The 14,670-nt window shown below is 73.8% G+C and carries 13 protein-coding genes; 8 read left to right on the top strand and 5 right to left on the bottom strand.

Annotated elements, in window-relative coordinates; all coding sequences use genetic code 11:
* Nucleotides 1-59: 59 nt before the first annotated feature.
* The gene (locus E1300_RS00305) at nucleotides 60-1,058 is read left to right on the top strand and encodes a cation diffusion facilitator family transporter (RefSeq protein WP_131754797.1); all 999 of its coding nucleotides are present in this window, start codon (nucleotides 60-62) and stop codon (nucleotides 1,056-1,058) included.
* Between the two features lie 1,745 nt (nucleotides 1,059-2,803).
* Nucleotides 2,804-5,188: a hypothetical protein gene (locus E1300_RS49720; RefSeq protein WP_165502611.1), complete on the top strand. Its 2,385-nt coding sequence runs from the start codon at nucleotides 2,804-2,806 to the stop codon at nucleotides 5,186-5,188.
* Nucleotides 5,189-5,209: 21 nt separating this feature from the next.
* Here the strand turns inward: E1300_RS49720 and E1300_RS00295 are convergent, their stop codons facing one another.
* Both E1300_RS00295 and E1300_RS51225 read right to left on the bottom strand, forming a co-directional pair.
* Complete coding sequence (locus E1300_RS00295; RefSeq protein WP_131754796.1) at nucleotides 5,210-5,593, bottom strand: phage holin family protein; 384 nt, start codon at nucleotides 5,591-5,593, stop codon at nucleotides 5,210-5,212.
* 91 nt (nucleotides 5,594-5,684) lie between these two features.
* On the bottom strand, nucleotides 5,685-6,182 hold the full coding sequence (locus E1300_RS51225) for a hypothetical protein (protein ID WP_207399403.1): 498 nt from the start codon (nucleotides 6,180-6,182) through the stop codon (nucleotides 5,685-5,687).
* Nucleotides 6,183-6,369: 187 nt separating this feature from the next.
* Here E1300_RS51225 and E1300_RS00285 point away from each other — a divergent pair, with 187 nt between their 5' ends.
* The 5 genes from E1300_RS00285 to E1300_RS00265 all read left to right on the top strand — a co-directional run bounded on the left by E1300_RS00285 (nucleotide 6,370) and on the right by E1300_RS00265 (nucleotide 11,707).
* Nucleotides 6,370-7,029, top strand: coding sequence for an HAD family hydrolase (locus tag E1300_RS00285; RefSeq protein WP_131754795.1), 660 nt, complete (start codon nucleotides 6,370-6,372; stop codon nucleotides 7,027-7,029).
* A 70-nt stretch (nucleotides 7,030-7,099) separates the two neighbouring features.
* Nucleotides 7,100-9,013: a DNA helicase RecQ gene (recQ, locus tag E1300_RS00280; protein ID WP_165502610.1), complete on the top strand. Its 1,914-nt coding sequence runs from the start codon at nucleotides 7,100-7,102 to the stop codon at nucleotides 9,011-9,013.
* A gap of 90 nt (nucleotides 9,014-9,103) precedes the next feature.
* The gene (locus E1300_RS00275) at nucleotides 9,104-9,562 is read left to right on the top strand and encodes a DUF5666 domain-containing protein (protein WP_131754794.1); all 459 of its coding nucleotides are present in this window, start codon (nucleotides 9,104-9,106) and stop codon (nucleotides 9,560-9,562) included.
* Between the two features lie 118 nt (nucleotides 9,563-9,680).
* Nucleotides 9,681-10,376 (top strand): response regulator transcription factor, encoded by a 696-nt coding sequence (locus tag E1300_RS00270; RefSeq protein ID WP_131754793.1) that lies wholly within the window; start codon nucleotides 9,681-9,683, stop codon nucleotides 10,374-10,376.
* A complete protein-coding gene (locus tag E1300_RS00265) occupies nucleotides 10,373-11,707 on the top strand; it encodes a sensor histidine kinase (protein WP_131754792.1) in 1,335 nt (444 codons plus the stop codon). The genes E1300_RS00270 and E1300_RS00265 overlap by 4 nt, the downstream gene beginning before the upstream one ends.
* Here E1300_RS00265 and E1300_RS00260 read toward each other — a convergent pair.
* On the bottom strand, nucleotides 11,704-12,039 hold the full coding sequence (locus tag E1300_RS00260; protein WP_207399402.1) for an ArsR/SmtB family transcription factor: 336 nt from the start codon (nucleotides 12,037-12,039) through the stop codon (nucleotides 11,704-11,706). The genes E1300_RS00265 and E1300_RS00260 overlap by 4 nt on opposite strands.
* 90 nt (nucleotides 12,040-12,129) lie before the next feature.
* Between E1300_RS00260 and E1300_RS00255 the strand changes: the two genes are divergently transcribed.
* Nucleotides 12,130-13,128: a zinc-dependent alcohol dehydrogenase family protein gene (locus E1300_RS00255; RefSeq protein ID WP_131754790.1), complete on the top strand. Its 999-nt coding sequence runs from the start codon at nucleotides 12,130-12,132 to the stop codon at nucleotides 13,126-13,128.
* A 4-nt stretch (nucleotides 13,129-13,132) separates the two neighbouring features.
* Here the strand turns inward: E1300_RS00255 and E1300_RS00250 are convergent, their stop codons facing one another.
* Nucleotides 13,133-13,429 carry a MoaD/ThiS family protein gene (locus E1300_RS00250; protein ID WP_131754789.1) on the bottom strand — a complete coding sequence of 99 codons (297 nt, stop codon included), beginning with the start codon at nucleotides 13,427-13,429 and terminating at the stop codon, nucleotides 13,133-13,135.
* Nucleotides 13,426-14,541 carry a WD40/YVTN/BNR-like repeat-containing protein gene (locus E1300_RS00245; protein ID WP_131754788.1) on the bottom strand — a complete coding sequence of 372 codons (1,116 nt, stop codon included), beginning with the start codon at nucleotides 14,539-14,541 and terminating at the stop codon, nucleotides 13,426-13,428. The genes E1300_RS00250 and E1300_RS00245 overlap by 4 nt, the downstream gene beginning before the upstream one ends.
* Nucleotides 14,542-14,670: the final 129 nt, after the last annotated feature.

Raw genomic sequence — 14,670 nt, 5'->3', positions numbered from 1 at the left:
TGCGAACACGACGCTGTTGTCGACGTGCTGCAACGTGTGATCTACGTCATCGTTGAAGCATGAGCGGACACGGTCACGGGCATGGGCGGGCGCGGAGGCTCCTCCACACGCTGCGCCCGCACGCGCACGAGCACGCCGACAAGGTCGACTCGGCGCTGGAGGCCAGCGCCGAGGGCATGCGCGCCCTGTGGATCTCCCTCGCGGGCCTCGGCGCGACCACCCTGATCCAAGCCGGGGTGTACGCGCTCTCCGGTTCGGTGGCGCTGCTCGGCGACACCCTCCACAACGCGGCGGACGCCCTGACCGCCGTCCCGCTGGCCATCGCGTTCATCCTCGGCCGGCGCCCGCCGACCCGCCGCTACACCTACGGCTACGGCCGGGCCGAGGACCTCGCGGGCGTCGCCATCGTCCTCGCCATCGCCGCGTCCTCCGTCGCCGCCGGATACGCGGCCGTCCAGCGCCTCCTCCATCCACAGCCTGTGGACGACCTCGCGGCCGTCGCACTCGCGGCACTCGTGGGCTTCTGCGGCAACGAACTCGTCGCCCGCTACCGCGTCCGCGTAGGCCGCCGCATCGGCTCCGCCGCCCTCGTCGCCGACGGCCTCCACGCCCGCACGGACGGCTTCGCGTCCCTCGCCGTCCTCCTCGGCGCGGCCGGCGTCGCCCTCGGCCTCCCCTGGGCCGACCCCGCCGTCGGCCTCCTCATCACAGCCGCGATCCTCGGCGTCCTGACCCAGACGGCCCGCGAAGTGTGGCGCCGCCTCATGGACGCCGTCGACCCCGCCCTCCTGGACCGCGCCGAATCCGCCCTGGCCGCGACCCCCGGCGTCCTCGCCGTGGGCGACGTCCGCCTCCGCTGGATCGGCCACCGCCTCCGCGCCGAATGCGACGTCACCGTGGACCCGCACTCCACCGTCGTCCGAGCCCACCAGGTCGCCGTGGACGCCGAGCACAACCTCCTGCACGCCCTGCCCCGCCTGTCCGCGGCCCTCGTCCACCCCGACCCGCAACCCCGCGACGGCGAAGATCACCATGCCGTTCTCGCCGGACACCGCTGATCCTGACCTGTGAGACGTTAGACCCGAGCAGAAGGGGAGAAATACGGCCCCGGGGTCGATCTGGGAACGGGATGGCGTCGGTGAAGCAGTCAGCAGGCAACAACGGACCGGACGAACAACACCCGGCAACCACACCCGACCCTGAGCTCAAGCCCCCACCCGCCCCCACACCGGCCCCCACGCAGCCACTCCCGGCCGCACCCGGGCCAGAGAACGCGCCGGCCACGTCCGCGATGCCAGAGCCTGAGCCCGCGCCCACGTCCACGCGAGCTGACGAGGCGCCCACGCACACCGAGGCCACGCCCGCGCCCACAACGCCCACGCAGCCCACCTCCGCGATGCCGGAGCCCGCAGCCGCGTCCACGCCAACGCAGCCCGCCCCGGCCGCACCCGCGTCTGATGATGCGCCCACGCCCGCCAAGGCCGCGTCTGCGCCCACTAGGACCGCATCCGATCCGGCCACGCCGCCCACGCCCGCGCCGCCCACATTCGTCGCGCCAGAACCCGAAGCGGCACCCGCGCGCACGCAGCCACTCTCGGCCACGCCCGGGTCTGAGGCCGCGCCCACGCCCGCCGAGCCCACACCTGTGTCCACGGAGCTTGGGTCCGCTTCAGCCACGCCACCCGATCCGGCCGCGCCAGCCATATCTGCCGTGCCGGAGCCTGAGGTCATGCCCGCGTCCACGCAGGTTGAGGACGCGTCCACCCACAGCGAAGCGGCGCCTGGGTCCACAGCGCCCGTACCGCCCGCATTCGCACCGAGACCTGAGGTGGCACCCGCGCGCACGCAGCCACTCTCGGCCACGCCCGGGTTGGAGGACGCGCCCACACCCGCCGAGGCAGCGCCTGCGCCCTCAGGGCCCGCACCCGATCCGGCCGCGCCGGTCACGTCCGCGCTACCGGAGCCTGAGGCCGCGCCCACGTCCACGCGAGCTGACGACGCGCCCACGCCCACCGAGGCCACGCCCACGCCCACAGTGCCCGCGCCGCCCACCTTCGCCGCGCCGGAGCCGGAAGCCGCGTCCACGCCCACGCAACCCGCCCCGGCCGCACCCGCGTCTGATGATGCGCCCAACGAGGTCACGCCCGCGCCGCCCACATACGCCACGCCGGAACCTGAGGTGGCACCCGCGCGCACGCAGCCACTTTCGGCCGCGCCCGGGTCTGAGGACGCCCCCACGCCCGCCCAGACCGCGTCGGCGCCTCCAGGGCCCGCGCCTGATCCGGCTGCGCTGCCCACGTCTGCGCTACCGGGGTCCACACCCGGCGAGGACGCGCCCGTGTCCACGGGGTTTGGGTCCGCTTCGGCCACTCCGGACGCGCCCACCGAGAACACGTCCGCGCAAGCTGGCGATGCGTCCACGCCCACGCAGCCCGCCCCGGGCGCGCTCGGGTCTGGGGACGCGCCCATTGAAGCCACGCCCGTGACACCCGCGGCCCAGCAGCCACTCTCGGGCGCTCCCGGATTCGAGGGCGGCCCCACGCCGACCGAGGCTGCGCCTGCGCCCGATCCGGTTGCGCTGCCGGAGTCTGAGGTCGTGTCCATGCCCGGCGAGGACGCGGCGGTGTCCACGGGGCTTGGGTCCCCTTCCGGCGTGCCGGGCGCATCTGCCGAGGTGGGGCGTGATGTGGCGGCTTCCTTGGCGGGGAGTCCTGAGGAGACCGTGCCTGATGTTGGGGACGGCGGGTCTGTTGTCGGGGGGCTTGAGGAGCCTGTGCTGGATGCTCGATCGGGGTTCGAGACGATGCCGATCGAGCCTGTGGGGGATCAGGCTGGGTCGGCGAACGTCACGCCGCCGCTTGGTGTGGAGCAGGACGCGTGGGGTGGGCGGGAGCTGGTCGAGAGCGTCTTCGGGGCGCTGACCGAGGTGTACGAGCGGCTCGACGCGCAAGTAAGGGCGGTGCCCGAGGCCGTGCCGCCGGTGGGGTGGGCGCCGCATGTCGCGGCGTTGCGGGCGTTGCGTGAGGGACGGGTGGCGGGTGACTGGGAGGTGCTCGCACGGCTGCTCGTGTCGCCCGGGTCGCTGGCGCAGGGGACGGATCAGGTCCGTCTCGTCGAGGTGCGGGACGGGGCGGCGGAGGTCGAGGCGGTCCGTGCGGTGGTCAAGGCGCTGGCGGCCGGGGGTGACCGGGCGTTGCTGCTCGCGCCGACGCAGGAGAGGGCCGCTGAGCTGCTGCAAGGCTTCGAGGACGATCCCGAGGTCTTCCCGCTGCTGATCGAGACCCGGCCCGTGGAGGAGGGAAGTACCGGCACGATCGCGGCGCCCGTCGTTGAGGAGGCCGGGGCGGCGGATCTGCCGGTCAGGGAGTTCGGGGCCCACGGGACGGTCGAGTTCCGGCCGGTGAGTCTGCCGGAGCCCGACGAGCCGGAGTCCCCGTCGGTGGTCACCCGGGTCGAGGGGCTGCCGGTCATTCCGGACGAGGTCGGCGCCGATGAGACCTTGCCCGCGCCGGTCGTCCCGGAGGTCGGGAGCGAAGCGCCGCAGGCGCCCGAGGCGCGGGTGCGCGAGGTGGTCGTGCGGCCGGTCGGGGAGGCGTGGCGGCAGTCGTGGCGGACGGAAGCGCGCATGTTGCAGCGCGGGTTGATGTGGTTGGAGCAGTGGCCCCGGGACGCGGCGGCGCTGGAGTCCGTCCAGGCGGAGGGGTTGCGGCGGCGGGAGCAGTTGGAGGCGGAGCAGGCGGCGCTGGCGGCGGGGATCGAGGAGTCGGAGGGCGTGGTCGCCGCGGCCGGGCGGGCGGCTGAGGAGGCCGAGGCGGAGGCGGAGCGGCTGGCCGTCGTGCAGGCCGAGGCGGAGGCGGAGCTGGAGGGTCCGCGGGCGGAGGCGGAGCGGCTTCAGGCGGTGGCGGACGCGGCCGCCGCGGAGGCGGGCGAGCTGACCCGGACGGCGGATGCCGCGTTCGCGCGGTGCGCCGAGCTCGATCAGCGGGCGATGACGGCCAAGAACGAGCTCGACTCGGCGCGGCGGCTGGAAGAGTCCCTGGTGGACGAGCTGGAGCGGGCCAGGCAGGCGCTGCCCGCGGCGGCGGAGGAGGCCGAGCGGCTGGCGGCGGCGGACGCGGACGCGGCGGCCGAGGGGCATGCGAGCTACTACCGGCTGGTGTCGGCGGAGTCGGCGCTGTCGGCGCTGCGGCGGAAGATGACGCTCGGGCAGCGGCTGCACGTCGCGTCGCCGCCGTCCGGGCTGAACGGCCTGCGCGCGGAGGTGAAGGCCCGGGCGCGGGAGGCGGACGAGGCGGCGCGGCGGGCGAAGGAGGCCAAGGACGCGGCGGAGCGGGCGGAGGAGCACCGGCAGGGCATCGCGGCGTTCGTGTCGGACGGCGGGTCGCGGCTCGCGACGGCGCAGGAGGCGCAGCAGCGGCTCGGGACGGAGCTGGCGTGGCTGGCGACGGAGCGGGAGAAGGCGGGCGCGGAGCACCGGGAGCAGGCGAGGCTGGCCGCGGAGTCCGTCGACCGGGCCACGCAGGCGAGTTTGGAGGCACGCGGCGCGCAGCAGGCCGCCCATGTGATCGAGGAGCGGGTGAACGCCGCCCGGACGTCCCGCGAGCAGGCTCTCGCGGCCGCCCAGCGCGCGCGGGCGGAGGCCGAGCAGGCGGCGTCCCGTGCGGCGGAGGTGCGGGCCGCGCTCGACCGGCACGTGGCGGAGGCGGCGGAGGAGCTGGCCAGGCGGGACGCCGAGCAGGCGACGGCGGCGGAGGCGGAGGCGCGCTCGCGGGAGAACGTCCGCGAGATCTGCGGCGCCGATCCGGCGGACGACGCCGAGCTGATCCCCACGCATCAGCGGCGGGCGATGGCCCGTATCGAGGAGCTCAGGGGGTTCATGGAGGGCGGTGAGGCGTCCGAGGCGGCGAGCGAGGTCCTGCTCCGCACCGCGGACGTGGTCGTCGGCACCCCGCTGGGCGCGGGCGTCGCGGTGGACGGGGAGGAGTTCGACGCGCTGGTCGTCGCCGGGGCCGGGGCGGTCACGGACGCGGACTTCCTGATCGGCGCGGTCCGGGCCCGCCGCTGGGTGCTGATCGGCGAGCCCGGTACGCGTCCGGTGTCCTACCGCGAGTACGCCGGGGTCGACGGCTTGGAGCACGGGCCGTTCGAGCGCGCCGCGGTGGCCGCGCCCCATCTGCTGGACGGCTGAGCGGCGGCCGCGTCCGGGCGGTCAGTCATCGTCGTCGTCCCCGCCGAGGACGAGGTGGAGGAGCCAGCCGACGACGCCGACGACGATCGCACCCCAGAACGCCGACCAGAACCCGGCGACGTGGAAGGGCAGGTCGAGCTCCTCCGCGAGCTCGCTGGTCAGCCAGAGCAGCAGCGCGTTCACCACCAGCCCGATGAGGCCGAGGGTGAGGATGTAGAAGGCGCAGCCGAGCGTCTTGACGACCGGTTTGATGACGGCGTTGACGAGGCCGAAGATGACGGCGACGGCGATGAGGGTCAGCGCGCGCCGGCCGGCCGAGTCGCCGGTGACCGTGATGCCGTGGATCAGCGCGGTGGCGGCCCACAGGGCCACCGCGGTGATGCCCACCTTGAGAAGAATCCGCACATCACGATCCTGCTGGGCGGCGGCGTCCGCGGAATCCCTCCACGCGGCGATTTCGCCGGCCGTCCCGCTCATCATCGGGGACGAGGCGCGCTCATTCGGTCCGGTCGAAGAAGGGAGATGTGGCCGGGATCTGCGAGCGCGGGGCGACGCGCACGGCGGGCGCCGCGGGACGGGCTGGCGGCGTCCGGCGGGGTGCGGGCGGGACCGGAGGACCGGACGGGCCCGGGGCGCCGGACGGGTCTGGAGCGGTGGGGCCGGAGGCGCCGCTTCCACGGACGCGGGCGAGCTCCCGCTCCAGGCGGCGCTTCTCCATCTCCAGGGTGGTGAGCGACTCCTCGTGCTCTTCCCGCAGGTAGCGCAGGTCGCGGCGGGCACGGACGCGGCGCGCGGCGCCCATGAAGGTGAGCGACATCCCGGCGACGAACACGACGGCGACGGCCGCGCCGGCGAGGAACACCTGCCACTGCTCCTCCACGCCGGGGACGGTCCGGCCGAAGACCACGAGGTGCGCGGGTCCGCCGTCGTCGAGGACCACGCCGGCGCCGACCGCGATCGCGGCGGCGAGCAGGAGGAAGCCAACGAACACCATTGCAGATCTCCTCTGCGGTGAGCTCCGGAGGGGGACGGAGATCACCCACCATGCCAGACACCCGCCGCACCGTGTCGGATTCGCCGGATATATACAGGTCCCTGGGGGTTCGCCGGAACCATCGCGCCGGGTTCCCCCGCGATCGCACCGGGTAGTGATCACGCGTGCCGAACCCCTGGAGGGACCCATGTCCGTGCGGGCCGTCGTGTTCGACCTGGACGGTGTTCTCATCGACTCCGAGCCCGTGTGGGAGGAGGTCCGGCGCGCCTACGTCGCCGACCGCGGCGGCCGCTGGCTGCCCGACACCCAGGACCGGCTGATGGGCATGAGCACGGCGGAGTGGGCCGACTACCTCGCCACCGACCTCATCGGTGGCCTGAGCGCCGACGAGGTCGCCTACGAGGTCGTCGACCAGATGTCGCAGCGGTACGCGGACGGCCTGCCGCTGCTGCCGGGCGCCGAGGAGGCCGTCCGCCGCCTGGCCGCGCACCGTCCGCTGGGGCTGGCCAGCTCGTCCCCGCGCGCGCTGATCGACCTCGTCCTCGGCAAGCTCGGGGTGGGGAGCCTGTTCGTGGCGACGGTGTCCACGGAGGAGGTCGACGCGGGCAAGCCGGCGCCCGACGGCTACCTGGCCGTGGCCGCGCAGATGGAGGTCTCCCCCGCGGACTGCGTCGCGATCGAGGACTCCAGCAACGGCCTCCGCTCCGCGCACGCGGCGGGGATGCAGGTGATCGCCATCCCGCGCCCGGCCCACCCGCCCGCGCCGGACGCCCTGGCCCTCGCCTCCTTCGTCGCGGACGACCTCGACGCCCTCACCCCCGACCTGATCGACGGCCTGAAGCGCTGAGACCGGCGTCCGGGGGAGCGGCGCTCCGTTCCTCCGGACGAGTGTCGGCGGCGGCTCATAGGATGGGCCGATGGCTTCCCCCGAGATCGGCACCGAGCTGAGCGAGGCGGCGTCGGGCGCACCGGACGCGGCGCCCGGCGCGTCCGGCGGCATGTCCGACGCGGCGGGCAGGGCGCTGGAGACGCTGCGGCGCGTGTTCGGCTACGACGCGTTCCGGCCCGGCCAGCAGGAGATCATCGAGACCGTGGTCTCCGGCGGGGACGCCCTCGTCCTGATGCCGACCGGCGGCGGCAAGTCGCTGTGCTACCAGATCCCCGCCCTGGTCCGGCGGGGCACCGGGATCGTCATCTCGCCGCTGATCGCGCTCATGCAGGACCAGGTCGACGCGCTGCGGGCGCTCGGCGTCCGGGCGGGCTTCCTGAACTCCACCCAGGACTTCGACGAGCGCCGCGTGACCGAGGCGCAGTTCGTCGCGGGCGAGCTCGACCTGCTCTACCTGGCTCCGGAGCGGCTGCGCGTGCCCGCGACCGTCGAGCTCCTCGACCGCGGGACGATCTCGCTGTTCGCGATCGACGAGGCGCACTGCGTCTCGCAGTGGGGGCACGACTTCCGCCCCGACTACCTGATGCTGTCGGGGCTGCACGAGCGCTGGCCGGACGTCCCGCGCATCGCGCTGACCGCGACCGCCACCGAGGCGACCCGCGCCGAGATCGCGTCCCGGCTGGGGCTGGAGCAGGCCCGGCACTTCGTCGCGAGCTTCGACCGTCCGAACATCCAGTACCGCATCGAGCCGAAGACCGACGCGAAGCGCCAGCTCCTCCACCTGCTCCAGACCGAGCACAAGGGCGACGCCGGGATCGTCTACTGCCTGTCCCGCAACTCGGTGGAGAAGCACGCCGAGTTCCTCACGCAGAACGGCATCGAGGCGCTGCCGTACCACGCGGGTCTGGACGCGCAGGTCCGCGCGGCGAACCAGGCGCGCTTCCTGCGGGAGGACGGCCTCGTCATCGTCGCGACGATCGCGTTCGGCATGGGCATCGACAAGCCCGACGTCCGCTTCGTCGCGCACCTCGACCTGCCCAAGTCGGTGGAGGGCTACTACCAGGAGACCGGCCGCGCCGGACGCGACGGGCTGCCGTCCACCGCCTGGCTCGCCTACGGGCTCCAGGACGTCGTCAACCTCCGCAAGATGATCGACGGCGGGGAGGGCGACGCCGCGCACCGCCGCCGCCAGAGCCAGCACCTCGACGCGATGCTGGCGCTGTGCGAGGCGGTCGAGTGCCGTCGCGTCCAGTTGCTCAACTACTTCGGGCAGTCCGGCGAGCCGTGCGGCAACTGCGACACGTGCCTGACCCCGCCGGAGACGTGGGACGCGACCGTCCCGGCGCAGATGGTGCTGTCCACCGTGGTCCGGCTCGACCGGGAGCGGCGGCAGAAGTTCGGCGCCGGGCACATCGTCGACATCCTGCTCGGCAAGAAGAACGCGAAGGTCATCCAGTTCGACCACGACTCGCTGAAGGTCTTCGGCATCGGCACCGACCTGCGCGACGCCGAGTGGCGCGCCGTCGTCCGCCAGCTCCTCGCGCAGGGGCTCGTCGCCGTGGAGAGCAACCACGGCTGCCTGGTGCTGACCGACGCGAGCGGCGACGTCCTGCGCGGCGAGCGGAAGGTCATGATGCGCCGCGAGCCGGAGCGCGCGACGGCCCGCGCGGCCAAGGCCGCGAAGGAGCGCAAGGCCCCGGTCGAGCTGCCCGCCGAGGCGGTGCCGGTGTTCGAGCGGCTGCGCGCCTGGCGCGGCGCCACCGCCAAGGAGCAGGGCGTCCCCGCCTACGTGATCTTCCACGACGCGACGCTCCGCGAGATCGCCACCGCCCTGCCGTCCTCGCTCGCCGAGCTCGGGCGCGTGAACGGCGTCGGCGAGAACAAGCTGGCCAAGTACGGCGAGCAGGTCCTGGCGACCCTGGCCGACGACCAGGCGCCCTGACCCGGCCGTCGGCGAGACCGCAGGCGATTCCCAGGGTTCTCCCAGGGTCCTGTGCGGGGTTCTGCCAGGCGGCGCCGGTTACATGGCCGCATGCGTACCAACAAGAAGACTCTCGCGGCCGGCTTCGGTGCGGCCGGCCTTCTCGGCCTCGGCCTGTACGTCGCCGTCCCTGCCGCCGCGGCCAACCCCTCGCCGTCGCCTTCGACGTCCGCTAAGGCGCAGCCCCGCAAGGACCACCCGCGGGCGGCGCGGGCGATCCGCGGCCTGCGCGGTGTCCACGGCGAGGCGACCGTGAAGCGCAAGGACGGCTACCACCTCGCGACCTGGCAGCGCGGGCAGGTCACCGGACGCTCCGGCGCCGCGCTGACCGTCCGCAGCACCGACGGCGCCACCTGGACCTGGACCACCGACGCGAAGACCCGCGTCCGCGAGAACGGCGCCAAGTCCACGCTCTCGGCCCTGGCCAACGGGGACCAGGTCCTCGTCTTCGGCGAGCGCTCCGGGACCACCCGCACCGCCGCGTTCATCCGCGAGCCCAAGAAGCGCTGACCTGCACGGCGGGAGCCGCAGGGGCTTGGGCCTGGCAGTCTGATCTGGTGAACTGGGCCCGCGGTGCGAGCCTCCGGGCACATCTGAAGGCGGACGGCGGCCGCCGGGGAAGGAGCCGATGAGCGAGAGCCGGCGGGTCCTGGTCGTGGACGACGAGGCCAACATCCGCGACCTCATCGAGGTCGCGCTGCGCTTCCACGGCTTCGCGACCCTCACCGCGAGCACCGGGGACGAGGCGCTGCGCGCGGCCGGGTCCGCGCGGCCCGACCTCGTCCTGCTGGACGTCATGCTGCCCGACCTGGACGGCTTCGAGGTGTGCCGGCGGCTGCGCGCGAGCGGCGACCAGGTCCCGGTGATCTTCCTGACCGCGCGGGACACGCCGTCCGACACGGTCACCGGGCTCACACTCGGCGGTGATGACTATGTCACCAAGCCGTTCTCGATCGAGGCGCTGGTGGCGCGGGTGCGGGCCGTCCTGCGGCGGGCCGCCCCGCCCGCCGCGGCGCCGCCCGCCGACGACGGCGTCCTGCGCGCGGGCGACCTGGAGCTCGACGAGGCCCGCTGGACCGTCCGCCGCGCGGGCGTCGAGGTCGACCTGTCGCCGACGGAGTTCCGGCTGCTCGCGTACCTGATGCGGAACGCCGGGAAGGTCCTGTCGCGCACGCAGCTGCTGGAGGGCGTGTGGGGCTGGGAGCACCACGGCAACGCACAGGTTGTCGAGACGTACATCAGCTACCTGCGGCGCAAACTCGACCCGCTCGGCGCCCCGCTCATCCACACCCAGCGCGGCGTGGGCTACGCGCTGCGGCCATGACGCTCAACGCGCGGCTGCTCGCCGGGCTGCTGGCCGTCACCCTCGCCGGTCTGGCGATCATGGGGTCGGTCAGCGCGCTCGTCCTGCACGGCTACCTGATGCACCGCGTGGACGGGCAGCTCCAGGCCACGCGGGACCGCGCCGTCGCGCGCCTCGTCCGGCCCGGCCTGCCCGGGGAGGGGGTGGCGCCCGCGCAGTTCGTCGTGCTCGCCGTGACCGCGCAGGGGCAGGTCCGGGTGCTGAGCGGGGACGAGCCCGCGCCGGACCGCGCCGTCGCCGACGTGCGCCGGCTCGGCCCGGCCGAGCTGGCCGCCAAGGCCGGCGGCGGCCCCTTCTCCCTCGCCGGGATGCGCGCCGTGGCCCGCCCGTGGCGCAACGGCGTCGTGGTCGTGGCGACGCCGCTCGACGAGATCCGGGCGGCCGTCCGCAACCTCGTGCTGACCGAGGTCGCCACAGCGGCGGCCCTGCTCGCCGTCCTGCTGCTGCTCGGCCGATGGCTGATCCACCGGGGTCTCCGGCCGCTCGACCGGATGGCCGCGACCGCCCACGCCATCACCGCCGGCGGCGACCTGCGCGCACGCATGCCGGACCCCGGGCGGCGCACCGAGACGGCCCGCCTCGCCGCCGCCATCAACGTCATGCTGGAACGCATCGAGCAGGCGTTCTGGGCCACGAGCCGCTCCGAGGCCCGCGTCCGGGAGTTCGCCGCGGACGCCTCGCACGAGCTGCGCACCCCGCTGACCACCATCCAGGGCTACGCCGAGCTGTACCGGCACGGCGCGCTCAGCCCGGACGGGCTGCCGGACGCGATGCGCCGCATCGAGGACGAGGCCCGCCGGATGAACAGCCTGGTCACCGACCTGCTGGAGCTCGCCCGCCTGGACCGCGGCGCCGCCCTGCGGCCGGTGCCCGTGGACCTCGTGCCCCTGGCCCGCGACGCGATCGCCGACTCGACCGCCGCGTCCGCGGAGCATCCGGTCACTCTGGACGCCCCCGGAACTCTGACCGCGACCGTGGACGAGGCGCGCATACGGCAGGTCCTCGCGAACCTGCTGGCGAACGTTCGCGCGCACACGCCTCCCGGGACATCCGCGACGATCCGCCTCGCGCCCGGCGTCATCGAGGTCACCGACGAGGGGCCCGGCATGTCCCCGGACGACGCCGCCCGCGCGTTCGAGCGCTTCCACCGGGCCGAGCAGGGCACCACCGGCGCGGGCCTGGGCCTCCCGATCGTCGCCGCCATAGCCGCCGCCCACGGCGGACGCGCCGAACTGCTCTCCGCGCCCGGTCAGGGCACGACCGTCCGCATCACCCTCCCCGATTCGCCCTAGTTCGCGCGAGAGGCCGGTGCGCGTTCGGCGGCCACGATGGTGTCCAGGAGCCCGGGGAAGACCTCGTCGAACTCGTCGCGCCGCAACGTGTTCATCCGCGAGGTGCCCACGTAGTACTGCCGGATGAGGCCCGCCTCGCGCAGCACCCGAAAGTGGTGCGTGGCCGTGGAGTTGCTCACGGACAGGTTGAAGCCGCCGCACTTGAGGTCCACCGGCGAGGCGCACAGCTGCGTGACGATGCTCCGCCGCACCGGGTCGACGAGGGCCTCCAGGACCTGCTGAAGCGTGATCGTCCGCACGTCGGGATGGTGCGGGTTGCGGTCGTCGTCCATGCCGCCCATAGTACGACACTCATCAAAGTTTGACAGCGATCGTACTTTCGGGTTTGAGTAGATCACCGCATCGCGAGAGAGGACGACACGATGGCCAGGACGGTGCTGTTCCACGAGCTCGGAGGCCCCGAGGTCATGAGGCTGGAGGACGTCGAGGTCGGCGAACCGGGACCGGGCGAGGTGCGCATCCGCGTGGACGCGATCGGCCTGAACCGGGCCGAGGTGCTGTTCCGCACCGGCCACTACATCGAGCCGGTGCGGCGGTTCCCCGCCCGGCTGGGCACCGAGGCCGCCGGGGTCGTCGAGGCCGTCGGCGAGGGAGTCGGCGGCCTGCGGCCGGGCCAGCCCGTCAGCACCGTGCCCGCGTTCTCCCAGAACGACTACGGCGTCTACGCCGAACGCGCGATCGTGCCCGCCGCGGCGGTCCTGCACCGTCCCGAGGGGATCGGTGCCGTCGAAGGCGCCGCGGTGTGGATGCCGTACGTGACGGCCTACGGCGCCCTGGTGGAGGTCGGCGGGATGCGGCCGGGCGACACGGTCGTGCTGAACGCGGCGTCCAGCAGCGTCGGGCTGGCCGCCATCCACGTCGCCGATCGCGTCGGGGCCACCCCCATCGCCCTCACCCGCACCGCCGCCAAGAAGGAGGCGCTGCTGAAGGCGGGCGCCGCGGAGGTCATCGTCACCGAGTCGGACGACGTCGTCGACCGCGTCCTCGCGGCGACCGGCGGGCGGGGCGCCGAGTTCGTCTTCGACGCCGTCGCCGGCCCCGGCGTCACGGACCTGGCCAGGGTCGTCGCCCGCGAGGGCATGCTCCTCGTCTACGGCGCGCTGAGCGGCGAACCGACCCCCTATCCGGGCATCGACCTCGGCATGCCGCCGCTGAACATGCGCACCTACACCCTCCTGGAGACCACCACCCAGCCCGAACGGCTGCGCCGCGCGGAGGCCTTCGTGGCGTCCGGGCTCCGCTCGGGCGCCTTCCGGCCCATGGTGGACCGCACCTTCACCCTGGACGAGATCGCCGACGCCCACCGCTACCTGGAGTCGAACGCCCAGATCGGCAAGATCGTCGTGACCACCGGAACCTGATCTCCTAACCCCCTGCCATGGCGCCCACGACCATGAGCGGCTCACTCCCCTCGACGACGGGATCCGGAAGCGGAGCGTCCTGAGGCTTGTGGGAGAGGTCCTCCGCGCAGGCGAAGAACCGCACGAACGCGCGGCGCCGCCCGGTGCCGCGGTCGCGGATCGTCCCGCACAGCATCGGATACCGGTCCTCCAGCACGTCCAGGACCGAGGCCAGCGTGACCGGCTCCCGGACGTCCAGGCTCACCTCGCCGTCGACACGGGCGAGCGCGCGCAGATGGGCGGGCAGCACCACGCGGATCACGGCAGGGTCTGCACTTCCACCGACAGGACCGCGGGAAGGTCCCGGACGATCGGCGCCCAGGTGTCCCCCGCGTCGGCCGAGGCGTACACCTGGCCGCCGGTCGTCCCGAAGTACACACCGCACTCGTCGAGGGAGTCGACGGCCATCGCGTCCCGGAGCACGTTGACGTAGCAGTGCTCCTGCGGAAGGCCCCTGGTCAGCGGCTCCCACTCGTCCCCGCCCGTCCGGCTGCGATAGACGCGCAGCCGCCCCTCGGGCGGGTAGTGCTCGGAGTCGCTCTTGATCGGGACGACGTACACGGTGTCCGGCTCGTGGGCGTGGACCGCGATGGGGAACCCGAAGTCGCTGGGCAGGTCGCCGCTGATCTCCCGCCAGGTCCCGCCGGCGTCGTCGCTGCGCATGACGTCCCAGTGCTTCTGCATGAACAGCACCTCCGGCCGCGACCGGTGCTGGACGATGCGGTGGACGCAGTGGCCGATCTCGGCCTCGGGATCCGGGATCCCCTCCGACCGCAGGCCCCTGTTCGCCGCTTGCCACGTCTTGCCGGCGTCGTCCGTCCGGAAGACCCCCGCCGCGGAGATGGCGACGAACATCCGCGCCTCGTCGACGGGGTCCAGCACGATCGTGTGCAGGCACATCCCGCCCGCGCCCGGCTGCCAGGACGACCCGGACCCGTGGCCGCGCAGCCCCGGCAGCTCCGTCCAGCTCTGACCGCCGTCGACGGTCCGGAACAGGGCGGCGTCCTCGACCCCGGCGTAGACGGTGTCCGGATCGGCCGGCGACGGCTCCAGGTGCCACACCCTGGCGAACTCCCACGGATGCGGCGTGCCGTCGAACCACTGGTGGGTGCCCGGATCTCCGTCATAGGCGAACTCGTTGCCCATCGGACGCCACGTCCGGCCGCCGTCGTCCGACCGCTGGATCACCTGCCCGAACCAGCCGTTCGACTGCGACGCGTACAGCCGCGACGGATCGGCGGGGGAGCCCACGACGTGGTACAGCTCCCACCCCCCGAAGTGCGGCCCGCTGACCTCCCACCGCTCGCGCTTCCCGTCCGATTCGAGGATGAACGCGCCCTTGCGCGTACCGACCAGAACCCGTACCGCGCTCATGTCCGTGCTCCCTTCAGGGACCGTGGCGGACCCCATCATCGATACGACCACCGACACTTCCGAAACTCATCGCTCCCGCCCACGCTCCGGCCCGCCGCCTCCCTCCTCCGTCACACTTCCGGCATCGGC

The organism is Actinomadura fibrosa (assembly GCF_900659615.1).
GTDB lineage: Bacteria > Actinomycetota > Actinomycetes > Streptosporangiales > Streptosporangiaceae > Spirillospora > Spirillospora fibrosa.
This window is presented reverse-complemented; position numbering and strand designations above follow the sequence as displayed.

Excerpts from the sequence above, each read along its gene's own strand:
- recQ (WP_165502610.1), top strand. The coding sequence starts at position 7,100 with ATGGCTTCCCCCGAGATCGGCACCGAGCTGAGCGAGGCGGCGTCGGGC.
- E1300_RS00275 (WP_131754794.1), top strand. The coding sequence starts at position 9,104 with ATGCGTACCAACAAGAAGACTCTCGCGGCCGGCTTCGGTGCGGCCGGC.
- E1300_RS00265 (WP_131754792.1), top strand. The coding sequence starts at position 10,373 with ATGACGCTCAACGCGCGGCTGCTCGCCGGGCTGCTGGCCGTCACCCTC.
- E1300_RS00285 (WP_131754795.1), top strand. The coding sequence starts at position 6,370 with ATGTCCGTGCGGGCCGTCGTGTTCGACCTGGACGGTGTTCTCATCGAC.
- E1300_RS00255 (WP_131754790.1), top strand. The coding sequence starts at position 12,130 with ATGGCCAGGACGGTGCTGTTCCACGAGCTCGGAGGCCCCGAGGTCATG.
- E1300_RS00270 (WP_131754793.1), top strand. The coding sequence starts at position 9,681 with ATGAGCGAGAGCCGGCGGGTCCTGGTCGTGGACGACGAGGCCAACATC.
- E1300_RS00245 (WP_131754788.1), bottom strand. The coding sequence starts at position 14,541 with ATGAGCGCGGTACGGGTTCTGGTCGGTACGCGCAAGGGCGCGTTCATC.
- E1300_RS49720 (WP_165502611.1), top strand. The coding sequence starts at position 2,804 with ATGCCGATCGAGCCTGTGGGGGATCAGGCTGGGTCGGCGAACGTCACG.
- E1300_RS00305 (WP_131754797.1), top strand. The coding sequence starts at position 60 with ATGAGCGGACACGGTCACGGGCATGGGCGGGCGCGGAGGCTCCTCCAC.
- E1300_RS00260 (WP_207399402.1), bottom strand. The coding sequence starts at position 12,039 with ATGGACGACGACCGCAACCCGCACCATCCCGACGTGCGGACGATCACG.
- E1300_RS51225 (WP_207399403.1), bottom strand. The coding sequence starts at position 6,182 with ATGGTGTTCGTTGGCTTCCTCCTGCTCGCCGCCGCGATCGCGGTCGGC.